Source organism: Tritonibacter mobilis F1926, from assembly GCF_000376545.2.
In the GTDB taxonomy this organism is placed as follows: Bacteria; Pseudomonadota; Alphaproteobacteria; order Rhodobacterales; family Rhodobacteraceae; genus Epibacterium; species Epibacterium mobile.
On the sequence record NZ_CP015230.1, the window covers coordinates 40,308 to 65,145 of the forward strand.

At 57.7% G+C, this 24,838-nt stretch carries 21 protein-coding genes; 5 read left to right on the top strand and 16 right to left on the bottom strand.

Annotated elements, in window-relative coordinates; genetic code table 11:
* Nucleotides 1-6: 6 nt before the first annotated feature.
* Nucleotides 7-794 (bottom strand): IS5 family transposase gene (locus tag K529_RS22975; protein ID WP_157888506.1). Its coding sequence is split into 2 segments (ribosomal slippage): nt 7-458 and nt 458-794, totalling 789 coding nucleotides; the frame shifts between segments, so codons are not numbered across the junction.
* 489 nt (nt 795-1,283) lie between these two features.
* Here K529_RS22975 and K529_RS00195 point away from each other — a divergent pair.
* A complete protein-coding gene (locus tag K529_RS00195) occupies nt 1,284-2,489 on the top strand; it encodes a cation:proton antiporter (RefSeq protein ID WP_005622880.1) in 1,206 nt (401 codons plus the stop codon).
* Between the two features lie 64 nt (nt 2,490-2,553).
* Here the strand turns inward: K529_RS00195 and K529_RS00200 are convergent, their stop codons facing one another.
* The 7 genes from K529_RS00200 to K529_RS00230 form a co-directional block, all read right to left on the bottom strand.
* Nucleotides 2,554-3,324, bottom strand: a complete 771-nt coding sequence (locus tag K529_RS00200) for an ABC transporter ATP-binding protein (protein WP_005622882.1) — start codon at nt 3,322-3,324, stop codon at nt 2,554-2,556.
* On the bottom strand, nt 3,321-4,178 hold the full coding sequence (locus K529_RS00205; RefSeq protein WP_005622883.1) for an ABC transporter ATP-binding protein: 858 nt from the start codon (nt 4,176-4,178) through the stop codon (nt 3,321-3,323). Before K529_RS00205 ends, K529_RS00200 begins: the two co-directional genes overlap by 4 nt.
* Nucleotides 4,175-5,092, bottom strand: a complete 918-nt coding sequence (locus tag K529_RS00210; RefSeq protein ID WP_005622884.1) for an ABC transporter permease — start codon at nt 5,090-5,092, stop codon at nt 4,175-4,177. The genes K529_RS00205 and K529_RS00210 overlap by 4 nt, the downstream gene beginning before the upstream one ends.
* Entirely contained in the window at nt 5,089-6,081 is a 993-nt protein-coding gene (locus tag K529_RS00215) for an ABC transporter permease (protein ID WP_005622886.1), read from the bottom strand. The genes K529_RS00210 and K529_RS00215 overlap by 4 nt, the downstream gene beginning before the upstream one ends.
* 67 nt (nt 6,082-6,148) lie before the next feature.
* A complete protein-coding gene (locus K529_RS00220) occupies nt 6,149-7,747 on the bottom strand; it encodes an ABC transporter substrate-binding protein (protein ID WP_005622888.1) in 1,599 nt (532 codons plus the stop codon).
* A 61-nt stretch (nt 7,748-7,808) separates the two neighbouring features.
* The gene (locus K529_RS00225; RefSeq protein WP_005622895.1) at nt 7,809-8,858 is read right to left on the bottom strand and encodes a dipeptidase; all 1,050 of its coding nucleotides are present in this window, start codon (nt 8,856-8,858) and stop codon (nt 7,809-7,811) included.
* Between the two features lie 175 nt (nt 8,859-9,033).
* Nucleotides 9,034-9,510: an Lrp/AsnC family transcriptional regulator gene (locus tag K529_RS00230; RefSeq protein ID WP_005622896.1), complete on the bottom strand. Its 477-nt coding sequence runs from the start codon at nt 9,508-9,510 to the stop codon at nt 9,034-9,036.
* 143 nt (nt 9,511-9,653) lie between these two features.
* Between K529_RS00230 and K529_RS00235 the strand changes: the two genes are divergently transcribed.
* A complete protein-coding gene (locus K529_RS00235) occupies nt 9,654-10,694 on the top strand; it encodes an arabinose dehydrogenase (RefSeq protein WP_005622897.1) in 1,041 nt (346 codons plus the stop codon).
* Between the two features lie 232 nt (nt 10,695-10,926).
* Here K529_RS00235 and K529_RS00240 read toward each other — a convergent pair whose 3' ends face one another.
* Together K529_RS00240 and K529_RS00245 are read right to left on the bottom strand one after the other, a co-directional pair.
* A complete protein-coding gene (locus K529_RS00240) occupies nt 10,927-12,537 on the bottom strand; it encodes a BCCT family transporter (protein WP_005622898.1) in 1,611 nt (536 codons plus the stop codon).
* A gap of 188 nt (nt 12,538-12,725) precedes the next feature.
* Complete coding sequence (locus K529_RS00245; protein WP_005622899.1) at nt 12,726-13,382, bottom strand: GntR family transcriptional regulator; 657 nt, start codon at nt 13,380-13,382, stop codon at nt 12,726-12,728.
* Nucleotides 13,383-13,553: 171 nt separating this feature from the next.
* Between K529_RS00245 and K529_RS00250 the strand changes: the two genes are divergently transcribed.
* Nucleotides 13,554-14,996, top strand: coding sequence for an NCS1 family nucleobase:cation symporter-1 (locus K529_RS00250; RefSeq protein WP_005622900.1), 1,443 nt, complete (start codon nt 13,554-13,556; stop codon nt 14,994-14,996).
* Between the two features lie 59 nt (nt 14,997-15,055).
* Here the strand turns inward: K529_RS00250 and K529_RS00255 are convergent, their stop codons facing one another.
* A complete protein-coding gene (locus K529_RS00255) occupies nt 15,056-16,759 on the bottom strand; it encodes an ABC transporter ATP-binding protein (protein WP_005622901.1) in 1,704 nt (567 codons plus the stop codon).
* A gap of 227 nt (nt 16,760-16,986) precedes the next feature.
* On the opposite strand from K529_RS00255, the gene K529_RS00260 reads away from it, so the two are divergent.
* Nucleotides 16,987-18,183 carry a TIGR03862 family flavoprotein gene (locus K529_RS00260; protein ID WP_046002194.1) on the top strand — a complete coding sequence of 399 codons (1,197 nt, stop codon included), beginning with the start codon at nt 16,987-16,989 and terminating at the stop codon, nt 18,181-18,183.
* Here K529_RS00260 and K529_RS00265 read toward each other — a convergent pair.
* From K529_RS00265 to K529_RS00285, 5 genes are all read right to left on the bottom strand, one after another.
* Nucleotides 18,156-18,746, bottom strand: coding sequence for a glutathione S-transferase family protein (locus K529_RS00265; protein WP_005617109.1), 591 nt, complete (start codon nt 18,744-18,746; stop codon nt 18,156-18,158). The genes K529_RS00260 and K529_RS00265 overlap by 28 nt on opposite strands.
* Before the next feature lie 87 nt (nt 18,747-18,833).
* The gene (gene holA / locus K529_RS00270; RefSeq protein WP_005617114.1) at nt 18,834-19,862 is read right to left on the bottom strand and encodes a DNA polymerase III subunit delta; all 1,029 of its coding nucleotides are present in this window, start codon (nt 19,860-19,862) and stop codon (nt 18,834-18,836) included.
* Nucleotides 19,859-20,392: an LPS assembly lipoprotein LptE gene (gene lptE / locus K529_RS00275; protein WP_005617116.1), complete on the bottom strand. Its 534-nt coding sequence runs from the start codon at nt 20,390-20,392 to the stop codon at nt 19,859-19,861. Before lptE ends, holA begins: the two co-directional genes overlap by 4 nt.
* Nucleotides 20,379-22,952, bottom strand: coding sequence for a leucine--tRNA ligase (gene leuS, locus K529_RS00280; RefSeq protein ID WP_005617117.1), 2,574 nt, complete (start codon nt 22,950-22,952; stop codon nt 20,379-20,381). Before leuS ends, lptE begins: the two co-directional genes overlap by 14 nt.
* Nucleotides 22,953-23,040: 88 nt before the next feature.
* Nucleotides 23,041-23,529: a DUF3576 domain-containing protein gene (locus tag K529_RS00285; RefSeq protein WP_005617119.1), complete on the bottom strand. Its 489-nt coding sequence runs from the start codon at nt 23,527-23,529 to the stop codon at nt 23,041-23,043.
* Nucleotides 23,530-23,811: 282 nt separating this feature from the next.
* Between K529_RS00285 and K529_RS00290 the strand changes: the two genes are divergently transcribed.
* Nucleotides 23,812-24,783: a porin gene (locus K529_RS00290; protein WP_005617120.1), complete on the top strand. Its 972-nt coding sequence runs from the start codon at nt 23,812-23,814 to the stop codon at nt 24,781-24,783.
* Nucleotides 24,784-24,838 lie beyond the last annotated feature (55 nt).

The window sequence follows — 24,838 nt, forward strand, 5'->3', positions numbered from 1 at the left end:
CCTAGGTCATGTTGACAAATGGCGCACCCAGAGCCGGATGGATGTGATGTCGATGAACCCGAGGTAACTTTCTGCAGTTTTGTCATACCGGGTAGCAACGCGGCGGGCGTTCTTGAGCTTATTGAAACACCGTTCGACCAGGTTTCTCAATCGATACAGCCCATGATCCACGCCGACGCGCATCTTGCGGGTCTTTCGCATCGGAATTTGGGTCAGGATATCACGTTCATTCATGTTTTTCCGAATGCGATCAGCATCATAGCCCCGATCTGCCAGTAGCACTTTCGGCTCAGGCAGATTATCAGACATGACGAGATCAAAACCAAGGTAGTCCGAAGTTTGCCCCGGTGTGATGTCTGTTCTCATGGGCAACCCGTGCGCGTTGACGCGGAGGTGGATCTTGGTCGTGAAGCCACCTCTTGAACGGCCAAAACCCTGTCTCGGAGTCCCCCTTTTGCGCCCGCTGCTTGATGATGCGCGCGAATAACAGTGCTGTCGATCATTTGGAGAGCGTTTGGAACGGCCCCGCTTTGGTTCAAGGCTTCGAGTATGTCCTCCCACAGCCCAGCCAACGTCCAGCGCCGGAATTGGCGGTAAACACTGGACCATTTGCCAAACTCTTCGGGCAAATCTCGCCAAGGTGATCCGGTGCGTGCAATCCAGAATATCCCATCCAGTACAAGGCGATGGTTGGTAGGCTTGCGCCCATTCCGGGCTCGGATCGCAAGAATGAAGTATTCAAACAGCGACCACTCGTCGTCGCTCATCAGGTTTCGGGGCAAGCTGATCTCCATAGCAGATACCAGCTTGAATCACGTCGAAGCCCCAGTGTGAATCCCTTTTGTCAACATGTCCTAGCACCGAATATCACATGTCCTGCATCCTTATTTTGATAGTCCAAATGTAGGCAGATGTCTCCCTTGGGGTATATCAACGCAGTCTCTGGCCTCTACCCATGTTCGAAGAGGGGTCTGCAGTTCCACCGCAATCCAATTTATGATTTCCTTATGTAATAAATGTCTGGCGTAATCGGGTCTCGCAGTGCCTGTTGTCAGGAAGCAAAGGGTCGAATGCCGTTGTAGGCGGCGCAAAGACAGAATTTGAGTGGCGCGCCATCTGCAAACTCGAGGAATGCGTATGTCAGCCAGTATCGAGAGCAGGGCTTTCGGGCCGAAGTACATAGAATGTCGCGATGCGTCCGACCAAATGACACCCTCAGCGAGCTACTTCTCCGAGGGATTCTTTGAAAAACGTAAGGTACGATACGAGGAACCAGACGCCCAATGACTGAACTCTTTTTGATCGTTCTCGTTGCCTTTGCTGCTTACTCCCTTTTCAGTAAAGCAATTGATCGAAGCCTTTTGACGTTGCCAATTTTGTTTACTGGTCTTGGCTTGGCACTTTCTGCCCCACTTCAGAACGCGCTGCCGGGTGATGTGATCCATGAGGGTAAGAAGGGCCTCGCCGAGGTGACATTGATCCTCGTGCTTTTTTCAGATGCGAGCCACGTACGATTTCGCAAGCTCGTGATGGACTGGCAATATCCCACGCGCATGCTGGTCATTGGTTTGCCGCTTACGATTGCGCTGGGGACCGCCGTGGCATTTTGGCTGAACCCGACCTCTGGTCTGGCTGTCGCATTGCTTACGGCGGCTGTGCTGACGCCGACCGATGCGGCGCTGGGGCAATCTGTTGTCAACAGCCCGGATGTTCCCGACCGCTTGGCGCAAACGATCAATATTGAGAGCGGGTTGAACGATGGGCTGGTTTTACCCTTTGTGCTTACGGGGGCAATTCTGGCCTCTGCTGTCGGCGGAGAAGCCAATACCGATGGGCTGGCACTTGAGGCGCTGATCGAAGTGATCCTTGGTCCGCTGGCAGGAATTGCGGTGGGGTGGACTGCTGCCAAGATGATGGATTGGGCGCAAAACCGCGATGTGATGCAGGAAGCGGCGGGCGCTATTGTGTTTTTGGTCACGGCCTTCGCCGCCTATCTCTTGGCGGTTGCAATCCACGGCAACGGCTTCATAGCCGCTTTTGTTGCAGGGATGGTTTTTGGCAACTCCTATCGCCACAATATTCACTTCATCAGCGAGTTTATGGAGGGCGCTGGGCAATTGCTCACCATGGCTGCGTTCTTGGTTTTTGGGGCATTTCTGTTGCCTGACGGGTTGGCACATGCTGGCATGTCCACAGTGATACTTGCGCTCTTGTTTCTGACAGTGGTGCGCGTGGTCCCAATCTTTCTATCCCTGTCGGGCAGTGGGTTGGCGACCAGAGAAAAGCTGTTTCTTGGGTGGTTCGGGCCGCGTGGGCTGGCCTCAATCCTGTTCACCCTGTTGATGATGGATCAGTTTGATATTCCAAACGAAGAAGAATTGCTGGCCTGTGTGACATTGACGGTGGGCCTGTCGATCCTGTTGCATGGGCTGACGTCCACGCCACTCGCGACACGGATTGGTCGAATGGGCGGCAAAACCGATCAGTAGCCGCATCACGGCGATCTAATGGGTGCAGGGCCGGGTGACTGTTTTGCCAGCCCCGCACCTATGCTTAGTCCGCCGCCACTGTGGCGACGCGGTTTGCTGACGCGTTCAACAACTGCATTGTGTAGTCATGCGCGGTTTTGCCGGCGCGCATATTCTCGATGCTGAGGATCTCCACAATCTCACCATTTCGCATCACCGCTGCCGCATCACACATATGCGCCACGACTGCGAGATCATGCGAAACCATCACATAAGTCAGGTCATGCTCGGCCTGCAGATCCTTCAACAAATTGAGGATTTCGGCCTGCACCGAGACATCCAGCGCCGATGTTGGCTCATCCAGCAGCAGGATTTTTGGGTTTGGCGCAAGCGCACGGGCAATGGCGACGCGCTGGCGCTGCCCGCCCGAGAGCTGATGCGGATAGCGAAACCGGAACGCCGGTCCAAGACCGACATCCCTCAGCAGTTGGTCGACCCGGTCGTTGATGTCCTTGAACCCGTGCAGCCGCAGGGTTTCCGACAGCACCTGATCGACCGACTGGCGCGGATGCAGCGATGCATAGGGGTCCTGAAACACCATCTGCACCGTCTTGTAAAAAGCTCGGTCGCGCTTGGCCGCGAGCGGCTGGCCAGCCACGGTCATCTCGCCTTCCCAATAGGGCGCAAGGCCGGTGATCGCCTTCAGGATCGTGGATTTTCCTGATCCAGATTCGCCCACAAGACCAAAGCTCGCGCCGCTTTCCACCGCAAAAGTAGCACTTTTGACGGCGTGAAAGAGGTTGTGACTGTCCCCAAAGTAGACGTTCAACCCTTTGATGTCGATGGCTGTGCTCATGGTCTGCCCTCCACGCTTGCGGCGTCTCGCCATGCGGGGTCGCGATCCAGCACCTGCAGCCGCGCCTTGGGTTGATCGAACCGCGGCAACGACCCCAAGAGCCCCTGAGTATAGGGATGTTGAGCCTCATGAAGCTTATCCGCATCGCAGACCTCGATGATGCGGCCCGCGTACATAATCAGCACCCGGTCACAGAACTGCGACACCAGATTGAGATCATGACTGATGAAAATCAGCCCCATGCCACGTTCACGCACCAGCTTGTCCATGATGGACAGAACCTGCCCCTGTACGGAAACATCCAGCGCCGATGTGGGTTCATCAGCGATCAATATTTCCGGGTTCGGGATCAGCATCATCGCGATCATGATGCGTTGGCCCATGCCGCCCGACATCTCGTGCGGATAGGCTTTCATCACCCGTTCGGGGTCACGGATCGACACCGCCTCCAGCATCTCGACGGCCTTGGTGCGGGCCTCTGCCCTGCTGGCCTTGGCATGCAAGCGATAAGCCTCGATGATCTGATCGCCCACCGTGACAACCGGGTTGAGCGAGAATTTGGGATCCTGCATCACCATGGAAATCTTCTCGCCCCGCACCTTGCGCATGTCACGCTCAGACAGGTCCAGAAGGTTGGTGTCATGTAGGTTGATATGGCCGGCCTCGACAATGCCGGGTTTGCGGATCAGTCGCAGGATGGCGCGCCCGGTCATGGATTTGCCAGAGCCGCTTTCGCCCACGATGCCAAGCCGTTCCTTGCCGAGCGAAAAGCTCACGCCGCGCACTGCATCGAACATGCCGCTGCGGGTCGGGAACTTCACCCAGAGGTTTTCAATATCCAGAAGCGTGCTCATGAGCTGCTATCCTTTGGATCAAGCACATCGCGCAGACCATCCCCCAACAGGTTGAAGGCCAGCGAAACGGCAAAGATGGCAAGACCGGGCATGGTGGCGACCCACCAGTAATCCAGAATGAACCGACGCCCCTCGGAAATCATCGCGCCCCATTCGGGGCTTGGCGGTTGCGCACCAAGACCCAGAAAGCCAAGGCCCGCCGCCGCCAGAATGATCCCTGCCATATCCAGCGTCACCCGCACGATCAGCGAACTAATGCACAGCGGCCATATATGTTTGGTGATAATCAGAAGCGGCCCCGCCCCTTGCAACCGGATCGCGCTGATGAAATCCGATGAACGGATGGTCAAGGTTTCAGCCCGCGCCAGACGCGCATAAGGTGGCCACGCTGTGAGCGAGATTGCCAGAACCGCATTCTCGATCCCGGCCCCGAGCGCCGCCACAAAGGCCAGCGCCAGCACAAGGCGGGGAAATGCGAGGAAAATATCCGTCACCCGCATCAGCACGATATCGACCCAGCCGCCCGCGTACCCGGAAACGGTTCCGACCAGCAGACCGACAATGGGCGCGATCATCGCCACCAGCGCCACGATATAAAGCGTGATCCGCGCCCCCCAGATCAAACGGCTCAGGATGTCGCGACCCAGTGAATCCGTCCCGAGGATATGCCCCTCGGTGCCCAGGGGCTGCAACCTGTTCCCCAGATCCTGATAATAGGGATCATGCGGCGCAAGCAGCGGCGCGAATATGGCAACGCCAACCAGCAGCACAATGATGGCAAGCCCCGCCATCGCCATGTGATTGGCCCGCAACGTCAGCCAACCCTTGTAATAAGCGGCCAGTCTGGCCTGACGGCGCGACGTGGGGGTCTCCGACAAAAGCCACTCTCGAAGTGTCATGCTCTGGATGCTCATTTCGACCTCGGATCAAAGACTTTGTAGAGGAGGTCGGAAAAGACATTGAGAACGATAAACACCAGCCCCACAACGACAGTGCCGCCCAGCACCGCGTTCATATCTGCCGACAGCAGTGCCGTGGTGATGTAGTTTCCGATCCCCGGCCACGAGAAGATGATCTCGGTCAGAACCGACCCTTCCAGAAGGTTGGCATAAGACAGGGCGATCACCGTGATGAGCTGCACGCGAATGTTCTTGAACGCATGATGCATGACCACGGCCCATTCGCTCATGCCTTTGACACGTGCGGTGGTGATATATTCTGCCGAGAGCTGCTCCAGCATAAAAGAGCGCGTCATCCGGCTGATGTAGGCCAGCGAGTAATAGCCCAAGATCGATGCGGGCAGCACAATATGGGAAAAGGCATCCCAAAAGGCACCCCAGTCGCCTGCGATAATCGAATCCACTAGGATCATGCCAGTGACCGACGGGATCATATCTTCGTAGAAGATCCCTTGCCGTCCGGGGCCGCCGACCCAGCCGAGCATGCCGTAAAACAGCAAAAGCCCCATCAGACCCAGCCAGAAAATCGGCATCGAATAACCCACAAGCGCGACCACGCGAGCGATCTGGTCGACCCAGCTCCCCCGGCGTACAGCTGCGATGACCCCAAGGGGTATGCCGAGCACACAGCCGAAGATGATGCCGATGGTTGCCAGCTCAAACGTGGCGGGAAAGACACGCACGATGTCCTGCGACACCGGGCGCGCGGTCAGGAGCGATTTGCCGAAATCACCCTGCAACACATCCCCGACGTAGTAGAAAAACTGAACAATGAGCGAACGATCAAGGCCGAGCTCTTGATAGACGGCATTGTATTGCTCTTCGCTCGCCCGTTCGCCAACAACCGCCAGAACCGGATCAATCGGCATGACGCGCCCGATCAGGAAGGTGACGAACAAAAGCCCGAGCATGGTGATCGACACGGAAAGCAGGGTAATCCCCATGCTTCGCGCCCATGGGGGAAGAGGCAGCCAAGGCTGCCTCTTCGGGACGTTGCTGTAGAACGCCATCTTACTTGGTCACGTCCCAATACGCCGCAGCGGTGATCGCACCGCCAAGGTTCAGGCCCTCGACATTTTCGCTAATGCCGGCCTGTTCGACCAGTTGGAACATGATTGCAAAGGGTGAGGTTTCACGGAACTGAGCCTGAATCTGGTGATACATCTCAGCACGCTTTTCAGTGTCGCCTTCAACCACAGCCGCCTCGACCTCAGTGGTCAACCCACCGGTGTCCCATGCGTTGCGCCATGCCAAGAGACCGGTGGCATTGGCCTCATCAGAGTTGTCTGGATTGTAAGCAAAGGTGCCCGCATTGGTCTGCGGATCAGGGTAATCCGGACCCCATGCGCCGAGGTAGATGTCCAACTCACGCGCCCGGTATTTCCCAAGGATCTGCTTGCCGGTGCCCACCTCAAGGTTCAGCTTGATGCCTGCCTGCGCAAAGGTGTTTTGCAACGATTGTGCAATTTCCAGCCGCTCTTGTGCTTCGCGCACACCCACGGTCAGCTCCATGCCTTCAGCGACGCCCGCCTCTGCCAGCAGGTCTTTTGCTTTTTCCAGATTGAGCGAGAACGGATTTTCATCCACCGCACCTAGATAGGTTTTGGGCAGGAAATTCTGGTGCTTCACATACCAGTTCTTGAGAAAGCTGTTTTCCATCCCATCATAGTCGATCAAGTACTTCAGCGCCTGACGCACCTGTGGCTTCGACAGTTCGGGGTGTTTCTGGTTGAAAGACACATACATCAGGCGGCCACGCATCTCGCGCTGGACTCCGACACCCTCAACGCCGTCAAGGCCATCCACATCAGCGGGCGTCAGGTCGCGCGCCACGTCGACATCGCCGCGTTCCAGCATCAGGCGCTGGGTCGCGCTTTCCTGAACGTGACGCACGATAACGCGCTGCATCGCAGGTGCGCCATCGTAGTAATCTGGGTTGGCAGTCAGCGTGACGCTTTCCTTGGGCTTCCAAGAGGACAGCGTGTAGGGGCCGGACCCAGCAGAGTTGGTCATCAGCCACTCGTTGCCCATGTCGCCGTCTTTTTCGTGCTCCATCACCAGTTTTTCGTCGACAATTGCGCCTAGCGTTGCTGTCAGACAGTTCAAGACAAACGAAGTCGCATAGCGTTTGTCGGTGGTGATCGACAGAGTGTTGCCGTCGACAGTGATGACGTCATCCACGTTTTCAGGCGTGAAGCCAAATTGCGTCAGGATAAACGCAGGCGTTTTGTTCAGTTTGACAACCCGTCGGAGCGAGAAGGCCGCATCCTCTGCGCGCACGGGATTGCCGGAATGGAACTTCACGCCCTCACGCATGGTGAAAGTAATCGTCTTGCCATCTTCTGAGACTGTCCAGCTTTCTGCTAGGTCGGGCTGATAACCTGCGTCGAGATTGGATGGGTCGAAATTCACCAGCTTGCCGTAGATATTGCGGATGACGTCTGCGCCCGCAAACTCAAAACTCTGGGCTGGATCCAGCGTGGTGATGTCGTCGATGCGATTTGCGATCACCAGCATATTGTCCGGCGTGGCGGATAATGCTGGCAGTGCAGTGATCCCCATGGCCAACCCCAGAGCCGCCGAGCTAATCAGTCTTGTAAACACGTTCATGTAATGAACTCCCTGTTTGTGATTTGGTTATTATGGTGCCGATTTTTTCTTCGGCTTTTTGTTATTCTCCCCAGGTTTCCCCAAGGACACGCAGCCAGTTTTCATGGCAGAGTTTCTTCATCAGTGCGGCATCATAGCCGCGCTGGATCATGGCCTCGCGCAAGGCAGGCAATCCCGCGATGGTGCCGATTTCCGCGGGCACCGTCGCACCGTCAAAATCGGACCCCATGCCAACCCGGTCTTCACCCATTTCCGCAATCAGATAGTCCAGATGATCGAGCATTCGCGAAATTGGCGTGTTCTCGTCCATCCGCCCGTCCTCTCGCAGGAAAGCGACGGCAAAGTTCAGTCCCACAATCCCGTCACTCTCGCGGATCGCATGCAATTGGCGGTCTGAGAGATTGCGGCTGTGGCGCGTCAGGGCCCCGGCGTTCGAATGTGTTGCAACCAAGGGCGCGTCGCTGATGCGGGCGACATCCCAAAAGCCTGCTTCGTTCATATGCGACAGATCGATCATTACCCGCAGTTCGTTGCAGCGTTTGATCAGGCGAATGCCGTCGGGTGTCAGCCCTTCGCCAGTGTCACCACTGGAAGGAAAGCGAAACGGTACACCATGCCCAAACAACGTCGGGCGGCTCCAGACCGGCCCCAGCGAGCGTAGGCCCGCCGCATGTAGAACCTCCAGCGTATTGAACTCCGGGTCGATCGCTTCGGCGCCTTCCATATGCAGGATCGCGGCCATACGGCCCTCCTTCATGGCGGCACGAATATCTGCGGTGGAACGGCAGATGCGCACAGCGCCCCGGCGCTCCAACTCGATCAAGATTGAGGCCTGAGACAAGGCAACCTTGATCGCGTCTTGCCAGTCTACCATCGCAGGCAGTGGCAAATCATAGGAATCCTTCATCATCTCATCATCATGAGAAAGGGAATCTCCGCCCGGAATGAAGATTGCGAAAAAACCGCCCGCAAATCCCCCGGTTTGGGCTTTCTGGACATCAATCTGACGCCCTCCTCCCCCTAAAACCCCGGCATCGTCCAAGCTCACATCGCCATTATGAAGGCGCAGCAGGAGATCGTTGTGACCGTCGAAAATCAGCGGTGTTTTCATTGTCCACCCAATAAATATGCTCCCCCAACGCAGTGCATTGTCGCACGCTACGGGGGCTGTCGCTTCTATGTGATCGGTAACTTATAGTAAAACCTGCTCGAAGTTTCTTCACTTGGCAAGGATAGAGCGGGAGTCGTCGCGCAACTGAATGGCTGCCAGCCTCTTGCAAAGGCGATCAGCTGCGGCTGATTTCGACGGGTAGTTTGCTCGACGATTTCATCTCTTTAAGCGACAGGTTGGATCGAATGCTGGTCACACCCGGTAGTTGGCGCAGCGTTGTGTCAATAAACCGGCTGTAGTCATCCAGATCGCGCGCCACCACGACCAACAGGAAATCGTCCGCCCCGGTCGTGTTGTGACAGGCAAGGATGTTGGGAGTGATCTCTACGATACGCTGGAACTCAGCGGTGGCCGCTTGATCGTGCTCTGAACAGCTGAGCTGCACAAACGCCATGACACCAAGGCCCAGTTTGCGACGATTGAGATTGGCCTGATAGCCTTCGATAATGCCACTGTCTTCCAGCCGTTTTAGTCGACGCCAGCAGGGTGTCTCGCTCATCGACAAATGCTCAGCCAGACGGGCATTGGTCATGCGGCCATCCTCCTGCAGCAGAGACAGTATCTTGGCGTTTGCGGCATCAATATCGGGCATGGGGCAGAAACCTCTGCGTTGTTTCTGGATTCGAGTGGGTTCTGCCTCATTTTGTTTCAGATCAGAGGAGATTGGCAAAGTAATTTTGCTGTTGCGGGGTAGAGTGACCTCAATCCAAGCGCGTTACAGAAGGGTCAGCCGCGATGAAAGCCGTCCTCTACGAGAAATTCGAACAGGCTCCAAAGGTCGTCTCAGTAGATGATCCGACGCCAGAACCTGATGGTGTGGTCATCAAGGTGGAGGCAACTGGTGTGTGCCGATCAGATTGGCATGGATGGATGGGGCACGACAGCGACATTGATCTGCCACATGTACCCGGTCACGAATTGGCTGGCGTGATCGAAGCGGTGGGCAGGAGCGTGACCAACTGGAAGGTCGGTGATCGTGTGACTGTGCCATTCATTTCGGCCTGCGGTTCATGCCCAGAATGTCACGCAGGCCAGCAACAGGTATGCCTCAACCAGCAGCAACCGGGGTTTACGCACTGGGGGTCATTTGCGGAATACGTTGGCATTCATCAGGCGGATCTGAATGTGGTGGCGCTGCCGGATGCTATGGATTTCGCGACCGCCGCGAGCCTTGGCTGTCGTTTCGCAACCTCATTCCGAGCTGTCGTCGATCAGGGTAAAGTTGGCGCTGGACAATGGGTTGCGGTGCATGGCTGCGGCGGAGTGGGTTTGTCGGCCGTCATGATCGCCCATGCAGTTGGGGCAAATGCCATCGCCATTGATATAGACGATGACAAACTGGCGCTCGCCAGAGAGCTTGGTGCGGTTGCCGCCATCAACGGTGCTCAGGTGGCGGATGTGGCTGAGGCGGTGATCGAATTGACCCGTGGCGGCGCGCATGTCTCCTTGGATGCGTTGGGGCATCCGGTGACTTGTTTCAATTCTATCCAGAATTTGCGCCCGCGTGGTAAACACGTCCAGGTGGGCCTTATGTTGGGTGCACATAGCTCCCCTCAGGTTCCGATGGCAAAAGTGATTGGGCAGGAGCTGGAAATCCTCGGGTCTCACGGGATGCAAGCGCATCGCTATGGTGCCATGCTGGATATGATCGGTTCGGGAAAACTTGATCCAAAGAAACTTGTGGGTCGTGAAATCAGCCTTGAAGAAGCCCCATCAGCGTTGATGAATATGGATAAATTCCAGTCAGTTGGCGCGACCGTCATCACCCGGTTTTGAGCATGTGACCGACGGAAAACCGTCGGATCTCGGCCGCTGCAGATAAGCCCCCTTGGTCCAGTGCAAAAAACAAACCGGATAGAATGCATCCTTCGACACGTCACATGTGGCCCGATGATGTGGCTGTGGCTTGTGCTTTGATATCTTAAGATCGGCCCGCAGTGGGGCCGATCACAGGCTTTGTCCGGTTAAGCCGGTTCTGAGTTTTTGTGGCTCTGTAATGGCTTTCCAGTCAGAACTCTCTCAGGCCCGGCCGTTTCCCGATGGTGATATGGTCGATATCCTCATTACGGAACCCTCGGATGAGTGAGGGGATCATCATGAACACGAGGCAGAAGATCGGCAGTCCGACCACAGTGATGACCTGTTGCAAAGCCGTAAGTCCCAGATCCCCGGCCAGTATCAGCAGCATCGCAGCCACCAACCCTTCTGAGACGCCCCAGAACACGCGCTGTTGGACCGGTCCGGGCTTGGACGAGCCGGTACAGAGCATGTCGACCACCAGAGAGGCCGAGTCAGATGAGGTGGCAAAGAAGATCGCAACCACCAACACCGCAATGCCCTGCACAAAAGTGGCGAAGGGAAAGTTCTCAAAGAACGCGAACATGGCAAGTGGGACAGATTCGGAAACGGCTGCACTCAGTGCTCCGGCCTGATCACCCAATGCCGCACGGGCGGCGACACCAAGGCCGTCGATTTCCATGGCCTGCCAGCCGAAGATGGAGAACCACACCAAGGTAAAGAGCGAAGGTGCCATCAGGACGCCGAACACGAACTCACGAATGGTGCGCCCACGCGAGATACGCGCCACAAACAGGCCGATGAAGGGCGACCATGTCACAGTCCACGCCCAATAGAATACAGTCCAGCTGCCCTGCCAGCCCCAGTCGCCGTTATCTGGATTGGTATTGGCCAGCATGTCGTTCCAAAAGGCGAGCCTCGGCAAGTTGCTGAGATAGAGGCCGAGCGTTTCGACCATGCCGCGCAAGAGGAACAGCGTCGATCCGGTGACCAGCACAAACACCATCAGGCCAACTGCCATCCCGATGTTGATATTGGAGAGCAGCTTCACCCCTTTGTCGAGGCCCGCCACGATCGAGATTACTGCAACCCCGGTGAGTACCGCGAGAATGGCGACCTTGAGCGGCACACCCGCATCCCAGCCAAAGAGCGCGGACAGGCCTGCCGCAATTTGTGATGAACCAAGGCCCAGCGACACGGCGACACCGAACAAAGTGCCAAGAATAGAAACGATATCAATGGCTTTGCCCCATGGGCCATAGATGCGCTCTCTGAGGAGCGGATAGAAAACGGAACTCACACGTACCGGCAGATCATAACGGTTGATGAAATAGGCAAAGGCCAGCCCCGGAAGGGCGAAGATGGTCCATGTGTGCAAGCCCAGATGGTAGATCGCGATGGACATCGCATCGCGCGCGGCCTCTTCAGAATGCGGTGCAACCCCCGGCAGCGGCGGGTTGGAGAAATGGCTGATGGGTTCAGCGACACCCCAGAACATCAAAACGGTGCCGATCCCACCGGCAAACAACATGGTGAACCATGACAGGCTGGAGTAGTCCGGTCGACAGTTCCGCGGCCCAAGGCGGATATGGCCGTGGCGGCTCATCGCTGCCCAGATCAAGAAGCCGAGCCAGACGTTGACACCTAGTATGAAAAACCAGCCAAGCCGGGAAACAATCCATGCGCGCCCCACTGCAAAGGCGTTGCCGATCTCTTCGGGAGCGATCACCAGAGCGAGCACAAATAGGGCTGTAAAAATGGCGGAGATGAAGAAAATATATGGGTCGGTTCTGAGGCCGAGGCGTTTAATCAATCCCTGCATCCAATGATCCCTTTGTTCTATAAATCAACTATTGGCGCCCGATGGAGGCGCGTTGACCCAACGCAGACGTGAATAAAATAGTTCCACCTAAGGGCGAAATTTCTGGAAGCGCAGAGCGCGCCTAAAATACCGAAAGCCGGGAGTCTTCGGGTGGGGTGTTCTGATTTTGGCGATAGAAAAGAGCGGCTCTAATCCACGCCCCACCATTGCAGAGTTTGTTCGCAATGATGGCGGATCGCATCGGTTGCAGCGGTTGTGTCCCCGCTCTGCAATGCTTCAATAATCGCAAGATGCTCTTCCATTGCGGACACAATCCGCACCTGAAGGAAGGGGCGCACATTCTGGATAATGGCCATACGCATGCGATTGGCACTACAAGCCGCTGCCAATTGCGGATTATTCAACCCCGCCGCCAGATAGTCATGCAGCGACAAATCAATCCCGATCGCTTTCGGCGGCAGATCGCTGGCAGTGCTATTTGCAGCAGCGTCGCGAAGCGCCTCATGTTGCGCACGCAAAGTATCCAGCCCGGTCAGGTCGCCCTGCTGAATCCGCCTGCGTGCGCCTTCCTGATCAAGCACCATCCGAAAGTCGAGACAGTCACGGATCGTTTCAGAGCGGGCTTCCATCACCTGTACGCCGCGCTTGGGCCATGTGGTCAACAGCCCTTGTGAGCACGCCTGTTTCACGGCCTCACGAGTCGCGGCAAGGGGAAACTCAAGGATCTCAACCAGTTGAGACATAGACAGAAATTGCCCGTCGCGCAGAGTGCCGTTGCGGAGCGCATCCCAAAGCGCCTCTTGTGCCTGCTCTGCTAGAAGCTGGCCGTCCTGCATCTGGTTCATCGACAGACCCTCATGCGGTATTTCCTAGAGTTCCCGTAAGGTCCTACCTAAAATTTTTTATAGTGTAGTTTCTAGAATACCTTCTAACATGTCAGTTGCAAGCTCAATAATCGCATGAATGAGGTGGCCCGGTTGACGGTCGCCCGGGCACGGGGCTTTAGGGAGAAAAACATGACCGCAACTGATGAAATACATGTGACCAGCGGCGATACGCTGGACCCGGACGGCAATACACTCAACCCTGTTGGCAAGGATGAAAAAACCTGGGGCTGGTTTGCCATTTTCAACATCTGGGCAAATGATGTGCAGTCGCTCTTTGGCTACTCATTGGTGGCGTCGCTGTTCATCTCCTATGGGGTTGGCGGCTGGACAGCGTTTGCAGCGCTGATTGCCTCTGGGGTCTTTGTGATGTGGATGGTGAATCTCTCCGGCGCTGCGGGTGAGAAATATGGCATTCCTTACCCGGTGCTGGCACGCGCGAGCCTCGGTACACAGGGCGCGAAGTTGCCTGCAGTATTGCGCGCAACGGTTGCGGTGTTCTGGTATGGGGTGCAGGTCTATTTTGCCTCAACCGCATTGGCGCTGTTGATCCGGTCGATTACCGGCCTTGGCGGAGGTGCGGAGATACTGGGCCTCACAGGGATCGACTGGATTTCGTTTGTGATGGTCTGGGCGTTTCACATCGTGATCTTCTGGCGCGGCATGGGCTGGGTAGAGACCTTCCTCAATATCGCGGGGCCGTTTGTCTATCTGGTCATGATCGGGTTGCTGGCTGTACTTTGGCAGCGCTCGGACGGGCAGCTGTTGGCGGCGACGGCTACCATCTTTGCCAATCCAGAGGGCACTTTCTGGACTGAATTCAAAGGGTTTATTGCCATCGTTGGCACGATGGTCGCCTATTTCGCGGCGGTGATGATCAACTTCAGCGACTTTTCCCGCTACGCCAAGGACAAGCCGACGATGGTGCTCGGAAACCTTGCGGGGTTGCCCTTCAACATGATCCTGTTCTCAGCATTGGCCCTGTTGACGACCGGTGGTGCGGCGGTGGTTTACGGCGAGGCGATCATCAACCCGGCTGAAATTGTGGAGCGCACGGACAGTGTGCTGCTGGGCATCATCGCAGCGATCACCTTCTTTGCGGCAACAGTCGGCATCAACCTCGTGGCAAATTTCATCCCTGCGGTGAATGGTATTGCCAACCTGTCTCCTGAAAAGATCAGCTTTCGCAAAGCGGGCCTGATTACATCGGTGTTTGCGCTGGTCATTGGCGGCTTCTGGACCAGCTTTATTAGTCAGTTCGGCATCGGCGGTTTTGTGAATACACTCGGCGCAACGCTCGCCCCGATCTTTGGGATCATGATCGTGGATTACTACGTCCACCGCAAAGAACAGCTCAACGTAGATGATCTCTATAACATGGATGGCGGCACCTATCATTACAACGAGGGTTGGAACGGTGCAGCGGTCAAGGCCTTTGGGCTGGCGGCGATCTTCTCGGTCGCAACCGTCTGGGTGCCATGGTTTGCCTTCCTGTCAGGCTACAATTGGGTAATTGGCGCGCTTCTGGGGGGCGTGGTCTACCACATGCTCGCCCGCGACCACGTCACGCGCTAAGCTTAGGGTATTAATGATGCGGGCCGGTGAGTGGGATCTCACCGGCCCGCTTATTTGTTTCACGCAGCACTCAGCCTTGAATAGCTCCCATTTCGGGCGAGGAGTTCCGTATGGGTGCCAACTTCTACAATGCGCCCGGCTTCCATCACGGCGATATGGTCCGCATCGCGGATCGTGCTGAGCCGATGGGCGATCACAAATGTCGTGCGCCCGACCGAGAGATCTTCGAGGGCTCGTTGGATCTGGCGTTCGGTCTCGGTATCAAGTGCGGAAGTGGCCTCATCCAGAATGAGGATTGGCGGGTTGCGCAGGAAAATCCGGGCGATGGCCACACGTTGTTTCTGCCCGCCCGAGAGCGTTACGCCCCGTTCGCCCACGATAGTATCAAGCCCGTCTGGCAATTGATTGATCATATCGCTCAGGCGGGCTTTTTCGGCGGCGAGGCGGATTTCTTCTTCGGTGGCGTCCAATCGTCCATAGGCGATGTTTTCGCGCAGCGTGCCGCCAAACAGGAATACATCCTGACTGACGATCCCGATCTGCGTGCGCAAGGAGCGCAAAGTAAGCGCGCGAATATCATGCCCGTCGATCAGCACCCGGCCAGACTGGGGTTCATAGAAACGTGGCACCAGCGCCAATAGCGACGTCTTGCCCGCGCCGGACGGGCCGACAAAGGCCACGGTTTCGCCAGCGGCGACATCAAGCGAGATCCCGTCGAGCACCGGGCGCTCTTGGTCATAGCCGAAGGTCACGTTTTCAAACCGAACTGCGCCGCGCAGATTGGGGGCAGGGCGGGCATCGGGGCTGTCTTCCACCTCTGGCTCAATGGCCAGAAGCTCCAGATATCGTTTAAACCCGGCAATCCCACGTGGGTAAAGTTCGATCACGGCAGCGATTTTTTCGAGTGGGCGAAAGAACAGCCCGACCAGCAACAGGAAGGCGACAAAGCCGCCGGTTGTCAGCTCTCCGCGCAGCACGAAGATTGCGCCTGCCACCATCACCAGAACCTGCACAAAGCGCATGCCCATATAGTTGATGGTCGAGGAGGCGGCCATGACCTTATAGGCCGCAAGCTTGGTGTCGCGGTAGCGGGCGTTATCGTCGGCAAAGAGTCGCTTTTCATGCTCTTCATTGGCAAAGGCCTGCACCACGCGAATACCACCGACATTTTCCTCAAGGCGAATATTGAAATCCGCGACGCGAGAATAGATCGCCTGCCATGTGCGCGTCATGCGCCCACCAAAGACCATTACGATAATTACGCAGAGCGGGAAAATCGTCGCGGTAATGAGCGCAAGACGCATGTCGATCATCAGCATCATGAGAAACGCGCCGATAAAGGTCATAAGCGCGACAAAGAGATCTTCGGGGCCGTGGTGCGCAACCTCGCCGATTTCTTCCAGATCGCGGGTCACGCGCGCGACCAGTTTGCCGGTGCGGACTTTGTCGAAATAGGAAAACGACAGCCGTTGCAGCTGGTCAAAGGCTTTGCGACGCATCTCGGTTTCGATGTTGATGCCCAGCTTGTGCCCCCAGTAGATCACAATGGCCATCAATCCGGAGTTGACCAGATAGATAGCCAGCAGGCCAATCGCGGCTAGAACCGTGAGCCACAAATCGCCACGCGGGAGCAAAACATCGATAAAACCTTTGATGGCCACAGGGAACGCAAGCTCCAATAAGCCGGAAGCGACGGCGCAGCCAAAATCGAGAAAGAACAGGGTCTTCCACGGGCGATAATAGTCGAAAAACTGTCGGATCATGGCGGTGTATTTCTATGTCAAATGCGTGGGGCGGTTTCAATCCCGGCATCGCTATACGTGTTTTGCAAGAGTGGCACCATAGGCGCGTCCGCTGCAACTGTGAGGGATCTGTGCAGACGCAGGCGCGCATCATGTCTGGTGATGACCGGCAGGACGTGGGATGTAAGGGCTGCGGGCATATGCTTCCGGCAGATCCCACATCGCGAAGGCAAGCAAGAGGCAAAAGCATGCAGGACTGGGATGCAGTCGTGATCGGTGGTGGCCCGGCCGGGTTAATGGCTGCGGGCGAAATCGCACGCCAGGGTCACCGGGTTCTGTTGGTTGAGGCCAAGCCCTCACCAGCCCGCAAATTCCTGATGGCAGGGAAATCCGGCCTGAACCTGACCAAGGACGAACCTTGTGAGGCGTTGCTGGAGCATTACCGTGAAGCAGCAGAGTGGCTGGGGCCGATGATCCGGGCTTTTGATGCAGCCGCGGTGCAGGATTGGGCGCGTGGATTGGGGCAGGAGCTGTTTACAGGCTCTACGGGGCGGGTCTTTCCTACCGTTATGAAAGGATCGCCTCTGTTGCGGGCATGGCTCGCGGAATTGGACAGTCATGGCGTGATCCGGCAGCTTGGCTGGCGTTGGAGCGGCTGGCAGGACGGGCAATTGAAGTTTGAAACCGCCGCAGGGCCACAGTTTATTCGCGCGCGTGCGACCATACTTGCGCTGGGCGGAGCAAGCTGGGCGCGGCTTGGGTCCGACGGCGCATGGGCGGCGACACTGGCGGCACGCGGCGTGGCGCTGGCTCCGTTTCAGCCTTCAAATGCTGCGCTCTCGATCTCGTGGAGCGACCACATGACCCCGCATTTCGGAGCGGCGCTCAAGGCCGTTGCGTGGCAGGCGGGCGATCTGCAGGGACGCGGCGAGGCGACGCTTGCAAAGCGCGGCATCGAGGGTGGCGGACTATACGCGCTGACACCTGCGCTGCGCGAAGGGCATGACTTGTTCGTAGATCTTGCACCGGATCTGACTGAAGATGACCTTGCAACACGTCTGGCGCGACCGCGCGGCAAGGCCAGTTGGGCCAACCATATGCGCCGGGTGCTGAAGATCACTCCCGTAAAAATGGCGTTGCTGCAGGAGTTTGGCCGCCCGCTCCCGCAGGGTGCGCAGGACCTGGCGCGTGTCATCAAACATCTGCCAGTGCGTCACGCAGGCTTACGCCCGATAGATGAGGCGATCTCGACTGCGGGCGGTGTACGCCGTGATGCGCTCGATGACGGTCTGATGCTAAAAGCGATCCCCGGCACGTTCTGCGCCGGGGAAATGCTGGATTGGGATGCACCTACAGGCGGCTATCTGCTGACTGCCTGCTTTGCCACAGGTCGCTGGGCCGGGCAAGCGGCTGCACGTTACTTGACCAGTTCTGCAACACGCTGAAAGGCAGGACGTGCACGCATGCGTTTGCCATAATCTAGCAGGGCTTCGCTCTCGACATCGAAATTCGCGCCCCGTGCCCAATTGAGACAATGAGTGAGCAGAATATCAGCAATGGTGAATTGATCGCCTGCGATAAACTCATCTGTCAGCCGGGACTCAACCCGTTTTATCGAATTGGAAAATTCCCACCGCAGCGAGGTTTTGACCTCTGGAACCCGGTGCTCTTCGGGCAGGACAAAGGTGTGACGGGCAGCGGCCCAGAGGGTCGCGTCCATCTCGTCATTTATCATATTGGTGATCGAATCCTGCTTGGCGCGTGCCAAGGTGCCCGCAGGCGCCGTCAGAGCCCCATGTTTGTCCGCCAGATAAGTGATGATCGCCATAGAATCGGTGATGCTTTCACCGGCCTCGATCAAAACCGGGATCTTGCCCGAAGGATTGGCAGCCCGTGCTTCATCGCTTTGTGGCTTTGCCGGGGTCAATTCATAGGCTTGCCCCAGTTCTTCCAGCGCCCAGAGCACTCGAAATGTGCGGGTCAGTGGGAAGCCGATCACTTTATACATGGAAAATTCTCCTCGCTCGCTTGCGGGCAGGTTTGCTACGAGTGCGAGAAAGGTCAAGCGCTGCGTCACGTCCTGACGCCGCGCAGTTTAGCGTGACCGAGCCAGCATGGCCAACCGGATCATTGCACGTTCGGTCAGAGCCTGTGCCGGTGCACTTTGCCCGGCGGAGCGCAGTTGCAGGTCGGTGTCGGTCAGAATCGTCAGCGCGTTTTGCAGCTTTTGCGCGCCCCAGCCCTGCGCCTGTCGCAGCATGCGGTCGCGCCGCTTGCCATATAGTGGCGGGCGTAAGCCGCCGATGCCCTGCGCGGGACCGCCGGGGTGGGCGGCGATGGTGTAAAGCGTGCGAAAATGCCGGGTCGCCCCGATACAGAGTGTCACCGCATTGGTGCCCTGTGCCTGAAGTCGGCGTAACACGGGACCAATATCGGTGCTGCGCCCTTCGGCCACTACATTCAGCAGATCATCCAATGCGGCCTCGGTGGATTGCGGTGCGACTGCGCTAATGTCCTCCAACGTCAGCGGTGTGCTATCGCCATGTTTATAGAGGCTCAGCTTTTCGATCATGCGGGAGAAATCGCCGGGGCCGATCTCATTGGCGATATCCGTCAGCGCCGACATGCTGTCACCGGGCACATCGCGCATGCCTGCTTCGCCCAAGATGCGCTCGATTTCGGAGCGCGAGGGCGGGTCGTCATAGATACCCGTGGCGTAGGCGTTGGTATGCGTTTCAAAGGCTTTGCGCAGTTTCGACGACGCCTTGAGCTGCCCGGCCGTGACCACGATCTGCGCGTCACCCGGCTGCCATTCCTGCAGCGCAGTGGTGATCGCCGGGGTTGCGGTGTCATTGGCATCCTCGACAAACACTGCGCGGATGCCGGGAAAGAAGCCCACCGCCTTGACCGCGTCCAGCAATTGGGCCGGGTCTTTGCGCAGATCACTTGCGGGCATGCGTGTGAGGCGCATTTCCTCCTCGGCACCGGGACCAAGGAGGGCGGCCAGCATCTGCTGGCGTTTGAGCGAAACACGCATCGCGTCCGCGCCGTAGATCAACAGCCCGGTCTTGCCGGGGTCGGGACGGGCGAAATAGCCCTCGGCCTCGCGCGGGCTGAGTTTCATGCGCCCTCTGCGCGGCCCAATCCGGGCACCGCATAAAGCCGGGTCACGATCTGATCGGCGAGAATCACCATCAGGCGTTCGTGTGCGTCAGTCTCTGAGGCGAGGGTTTGCACCGTGGTGCCGCTGGCGGAATAGCCCGAGAAATTCTCGACCTCGCCGCTGGCGACGATCTGCCCGTCCGACAGGCGCACGAGGCTGTAGCCTGCGGTTCCTGTCAGAGAATAGCGCGTGATGCTGCCCTCTGCGGTGATCGCTTGACCGACTTCTTCGGTATCAAGGGTCAGATCCATACGATAGGCCGGAGCCCCCGCACGACCCAGCCGGGTTTCTAGCCTGCGCACAAAGTAATAGGCGTCGGTATCACGCGGGGCGCCAATGGTCTCTGGGGCTTGAAACGCGATCTGGCCGCGCAGCGCAGTGCCTGCGCCATTGGGGCCATAGACCGGCTCAAACCCGCAGGCCGAAAGGCTGGCGCCAAGTGGCAGCGCCAGCGTGAATTTCAGGAATTTGCGTCGGTCAGGCAACGACATTGACGATCCGCCCCGGTACAACGATCACCTTCTTGGGTGCGGCACCTTCCAACACCCGCTGCACAGCTTCGTGCGCCAGCGCCAGTTTTTCAACCTCTGCCTTGTCGAGATCCTTGGCAACGGTCAGTTCGCCGCGTCGTTTGCCATTCACCTGAATAGGCAGGGTCACGGTGTCCTCGACCAGCATTGATTCATCCGCAACCGGCCAGGGGGCATTGGCAATCAGACCTTCGCCACCCTGATGCGCCCAGATATCCTCGGACAGATGCGGTGTCATCGGCGACATCAGCTGGGCCAACGTCTTGATGGCTTGTTTTTGTACCACAGCGCTGGCTTTGGATTTCGACAGCGTGTTGGTGAAGCCATAAAGCTTGGCGATGGCGGCATTGAAGCCAAAGCTCTCGACCCCCAGCGTCACATCGCGGATCGCCTTGTGCATCTCGCGCAGGAGATCCTCGTCGCCTTCGCCCTTGGCATCCGGGTCCATCTCGCCAATGCGGTCACAGAGGTTCCAGACCCGGTTCAGGTGCTTATAGGCGGCTTCGGCACCAGAGGCGGTCCATTCCACGTCCCGTTCGGGGGGCGAATCGGACAGAACAAACCAACGGGCGGTATCGGCGCCGTAAGTGGAGATGATCGCCAACGGGTCGACCACGTTGTTCTTGGACTTGGACATCTTGGCGGAGGGGATCACCTTGACCCGCTCGCCGGTCTCCTTGACGAAGACACCGCCGTCGCGTTCTTCGACCTCACTCGGGTAGTGGTAGATCGCGCGGCCGTTGTCGTCCTTGCGCTCGGCATTCTCGTAAATCGCGTGAGTCACCATGCCCTGCGTAAAGAGCGCATCAAACGGCTCTTTGGCGCTCTCGGGCAGATGGCCGCAGATGTGCATCGCGCGGGCAAAGAACCGCGAATAAAGCAGGTGGAGAATCGCATGCTCGATGCCGCCGATGTATTGGTCGACGTTCATCCAGTAGCTGGCCGCCTCCAGATCGGTCGGAGTTTCTGCGCGCGGTGCGGTGAAACGGGCGAAATACCAGCTGGAGTCCACGAAAGTATCCATCGTGTCGGTCTCGCGCTGGGCGGGCTTGCCACAGGCGGGGCAGGCACAGTTGCGCCAGCTCGGGTGACGGTCCAGCGGATTGCCGGGGACCGAGAAGTCAATAGCCTTGCCGTCCTCATCATAAGGCAGCGCGATGGGCAGGTTTTCTTTTTTCTCCGGCACCACGCCGCAATCGGGGCAGTGGACGACAGGGATAGGGCAGCCCCAGTAGCGCTGACGCGAAAGACCCCAGTCGCGCAGGCGGAATTTGGTGACGCCTTCGCCCCAGCCTTCAGCCTCGGCCTTGTCGACAGCGGTGTTTACACCCTCTTCGCCAGTTTGTTCTTCGGCGCCTGCAAAGCCGCGCACGTAGCGGACTTTCTCGGCTTTGGTGGGCACATAGGCCTCGGTCAGAGCGTCGGCACCTGAGACCGGTTCCATCACCGGAATGATCGGCAGGTCGTATTTGGTGGCGAATTCAAAGTCGCGCTGGTCATGCGCCGGGCAGGCAAAGATCGCGCCGGTTCCGTAATCCATCAGGATGAAGTTGGCGATCCAGACCGGCAGTTCCCAGCTCGGGTCGAGCGGGTGACGCACGCGCAATCCGGTGTCGTAGCCCAGCTTCTCGGCGGTTTCGATCGCCTCTTCGGTGGTGCCGCCCTTGCGGCATTCCGCAACAAAGTCTGCAACCTCTTGCGATTCGGCTTCAAGCTGCTTCGCAATCGGGTGATCCGGCGAGATGCCAACAAAGCTCGCGCCCATCAGCGTGTCGGGGCGAGTCGTATAGACCTCGATCGCTTCTCCGCCATCGGTGCGCTCAAAGCTGAACTGAAGGCCACGCGATTTGCCAATCCAGTTTTCCTGCATCAGGCGCACCTTGGCGGGCCAGTTCTCCAACCCGTCGAGTGCGTCCAGCAGCTCATCCGAGTAGTCAGAGATCTTGAAGAACCATTGTGTCAGCTCGCGCCGTTCCACCAGCGCGCCAGAGCGCCAGCCACGGCCAGCCTCGACCTGCTCATTGGCCAGAACGGTCATGTCAACGGGGTCCCAGTTGACCACGGCGTTCTTGCGGTAGACCAGACCTTTTTCAAGGAAATCAAGAAACAAGGCCTGCTGCTGGCCATAGTATTCTGGGTCGCAGGTGGCAAACATGCGCGACCAGTCGAGCGAGAGGCCCAGCGGCTTCATCTGCTCGACCATCGTGCCGATGTTGGAATAGGTCCAGTCCTTGGGGTGCCCGCCCGAGGCCATCGCCGCGTTTTCCGCAGGCATGCCAAAAGCGTCAAATCCCATCGGGTGCAGCACGTTATGGCCGGTGGACAGCTTATAGCGCGCGATCACGTCGCCCATCGTGTAGTTGCGCACATGGCCCATGTGCAGCTTGCCTGACGGGTACGGGAACATCTCCAGCACATAGTACTTGGGTTTGCTGTGATCTTCGTTCGCTTGGAAAATGGCGGCCTCTTCCCAGGCTTTTTGCCATTTGGCTTCGATGTCCGAGGCTTCGTAACGCGACATGTGAGCGGTCCTTTAGACTAAAAACGCCGGGCTTTAGACCCGGCGCTTCTGATACGTGGTATTCTTGTTGGGTTCCAGTGCAGAGGCGTCAGATCTTCTTGTCGGCCATGCGTAGCTGACGGGCACGAGAGAGAATCGCATCCTCGACGGCGCGCGCGGTTGCAGAGCTGACAGCGCCGCCGCGGCTTTGGAGCGCGACATTGAGGGCGCGCGCCTCAAGTGCGGGGTCTTTAATGTGAATCGTTGCGCGATAGGCGCGACCGCCACCGGGCGGCGTGCCGTAACCTGTAATGATAACGCCAGTGAAGGGATCAACGGACTGAACCGGTAGGAAATCAAGCACATCGAGGCTTGCGGCCCAAAGATAGCGATTCACCTGAACGCGCTGTTCGCTTTTGCGCGGACCGAAGGCTTCCCAGATTGTGGTCTTGTCGTCGTGCGCTTCACGCCCTTCGCCCGCGAGGACGATCGTATCGGACTTATCGACTTCTGTGCTGGTGTCGAGCGAACGGAATGCACCGCAAGAGGCTGTGATAGCCAGCGTTGAAAGAAGGAAAAAGGTCTTGATACCACGCATATTGACCGGGCCCGCTCCTGAATTTGCAGTTGAACTACTCCTAGACAAGCGGGCATGCGCCAACAAGCCTATTCTTTTAAAGACTCGTTTCTGCTGTGTTTTCGCTGGGCTTGCTCCGAAACGGACTGTGGCCTCGATGCATCATTTGGTTGATGAATGGTTTTCAGCTTTCAGCACATGCTTGCTTCATGACCCCAAAACGAGCGAGAGGATGTGCGTACTTGAGGAGCGAAGTGGCGTCAGCCGATTGCTTCTTTGGAAATTCAAACCCGAGGGAAAACCATGAAAAAGATTCTCTTCGCTTCGACCGCACTGGTCGCGACCGCAGGCGTCGCAGCAGCAGAAATCACCATCGGCGGCTCCGCTCGCTTTGGTCTTGCATACGACGAGTCCCAAGCTGATGAGACCCGCATCGAACAGCGTATGCGCGTCAACATCACCGGTATCGCGGAAACCGACGCTGGCGTGAAGCTGGAAGCACGCTTCCGTCTTGAAGCCAACGAAGACTCCCATGCAAACGACATCTCCGGTCGTGGCCCGGGCGCAGCTGGTTTCGCAGTGTCCTATGGTGGTCTGCGTGTTGACGTAGGTAACGTGTCCAACGTTCTGGACTCCGGCGACCAGGTTGACTACTTCGGTTATGGCATCGGCTTCACTTCCTTCCTGGAAGCGAACTCCAACTTCAACGGCCCGGCAACCGGTTTTGGTGCTGACAGCAAAGACTTCACCACCATCAAAGTGCGCTACAATGTTGGTGACTTCTCCGCATCGCTCTCCTACAAAGAGACCCGTGCGCAGGCAGCCGACACCACAACGCTCACCGACAGCAACGGTGACACCGTTGTCATCACCAACACCGCAGCAGTTGCAGCTGACGAAGAATGGCAGCTGGGTCTGGGTTACACCCTGGCAAACGGCATGGCGATCGGCGCAGTTTACTCTGACACCGACTCCGCAGGCGACTACTGGGTTCTGGGTCTGAACGGCACCGCAGGCGCAGTTGGCTACACCGTAATGGTTGGCGACGGCGACAACCAGCAGGACGTGTCCGTGTCCGCATCCATCAACTACGAAGTGTCCTCCGCGACCTCCATCCGCGCACTGGTTGCTGACGGTGGTGTGACCGGCGCAGACACCGCATACGGTCTCGGCTTCCGCCACGGCCTCGGCGGTGGTGTGACCCTCGCAGGTGGTATCGGCTCCGACTCTTCGAGCAACACCAAAGCAGACCTCGGTGTGTCCTTCTCCTTCTAATTGGAGAACGGAACCATTCGGTTCTTGGGGCGGGCTCTTCGGAGCTCGCCCTTTT

Bases quoted from the DNA above. Each gene is read 5' to 3' on its own strand.
- K529_RS00195 (WP_005622880.1), top strand. From the start codon at position 1,284: ATGACTGAACTCTTTTTGATCGTTCTCGTTGCCTTTGCTGCTTACTCC.
- K529_RS00200 (WP_005622882.1), bottom strand. From the start codon at position 3,324: ATGAGCACAGCCATCGACATCAAAGGGTTGAACGTCTACTTTGGGGAC.
- K529_RS00205 (WP_005622883.1), bottom strand. From the start codon at position 4,178: ATGAGCACGCTTCTGGATATTGAAAACCTCTGGGTGAAGTTCCCGACC.
- K529_RS00210 (WP_005622884.1), bottom strand. From the start codon at position 5,092: ATGAGCATCCAGAGCATGACACTTCGAGAGTGGCTTTTGTCGGAGACC.
- K529_RS00215 (WP_005622886.1), bottom strand. From the start codon at position 6,081: ATGGGGATTACCCTGCTTTCCGTGTCGATCACCATGCTCGGGCTTTTG.
- K529_RS00220 (WP_005622888.1), bottom strand. From the start codon at position 7,747: ATGAACGTGTTTACAAGACTGATTAGCTCGGCGGCTCTGGGGTTGGCC.
- K529_RS00225 (WP_005622895.1), bottom strand. From the start codon at position 8,858: ATGAAAACACCGCTGATTTTCGACGGTCACAACGATCTCCTGCTGCGC.
- K529_RS00230 (WP_005622896.1), bottom strand. From the start codon at position 9,510: ATGCCCGATATTGATGCCGCAAACGCCAAGATACTGTCTCTGCTGCAG.
- K529_RS00235 (WP_005622897.1), top strand. From the start codon at position 9,654: ATGAAAGCCGTCCTCTACGAGAAATTCGAACAGGCTCCAAAGGTCGTC.
- K529_RS00240 (WP_005622898.1), bottom strand. From the start codon at position 12,537: ATGCAGGGATTGATTAAACGCCTCGGCCTCAGAACCGACCCATATATT.
- K529_RS00245 (WP_005622899.1), bottom strand. From the start codon at position 13,382: ATGAACCAGATGCAGGACGGCCAGCTTCTAGCAGAGCAGGCACAAGAG.
- K529_RS00250 (WP_005622900.1), top strand. From the start codon at position 13,554: ATGACCGCAACTGATGAAATACATGTGACCAGCGGCGATACGCTGGAC.
- K529_RS00255 (WP_005622901.1), bottom strand. From the start codon at position 16,759: ATGATCCGACAGTTTTTCGACTATTATCGCCCGTGGAAGACCCTGTTC.
- K529_RS00260 (WP_046002194.1), top strand. From the start codon at position 16,987: ATGCAGGACTGGGATGCAGTCGTGATCGGTGGTGGCCCGGCCGGGTTA.
- K529_RS00265 (WP_005617109.1), bottom strand. From the start codon at position 18,746: ATGTATAAAGTGATCGGCTTCCCACTGACCCGCACATTTCGAGTGCTC.
- holA (WP_005617114.1), bottom strand. From the start codon at position 19,862: ATGAAACTCAGCCCGCGCGAGGCCGAGGGCTATTTCGCCCGTCCCGAC.
- lptE (WP_005617116.1), bottom strand. From the start codon at position 20,392: ATGTCGTTGCCTGACCGACGCAAATTCCTGAAATTCACGCTGGCGCTG.
- leuS (WP_005617117.1), bottom strand. From the start codon at position 22,952: ATGTCGCGTTACGAAGCCTCGGACATCGAAGCCAAATGGCAAAAAGCC.
- K529_RS00285 (WP_005617119.1), bottom strand. From the start codon at position 23,529: ATGCGTGGTATCAAGACCTTTTTCCTTCTTTCAACGCTGGCTATCACA.
- K529_RS00290 (WP_005617120.1), top strand. From the start codon at position 23,812: ATGAAAAAGATTCTCTTCGCTTCGACCGCACTGGTCGCGACCGCAGGC.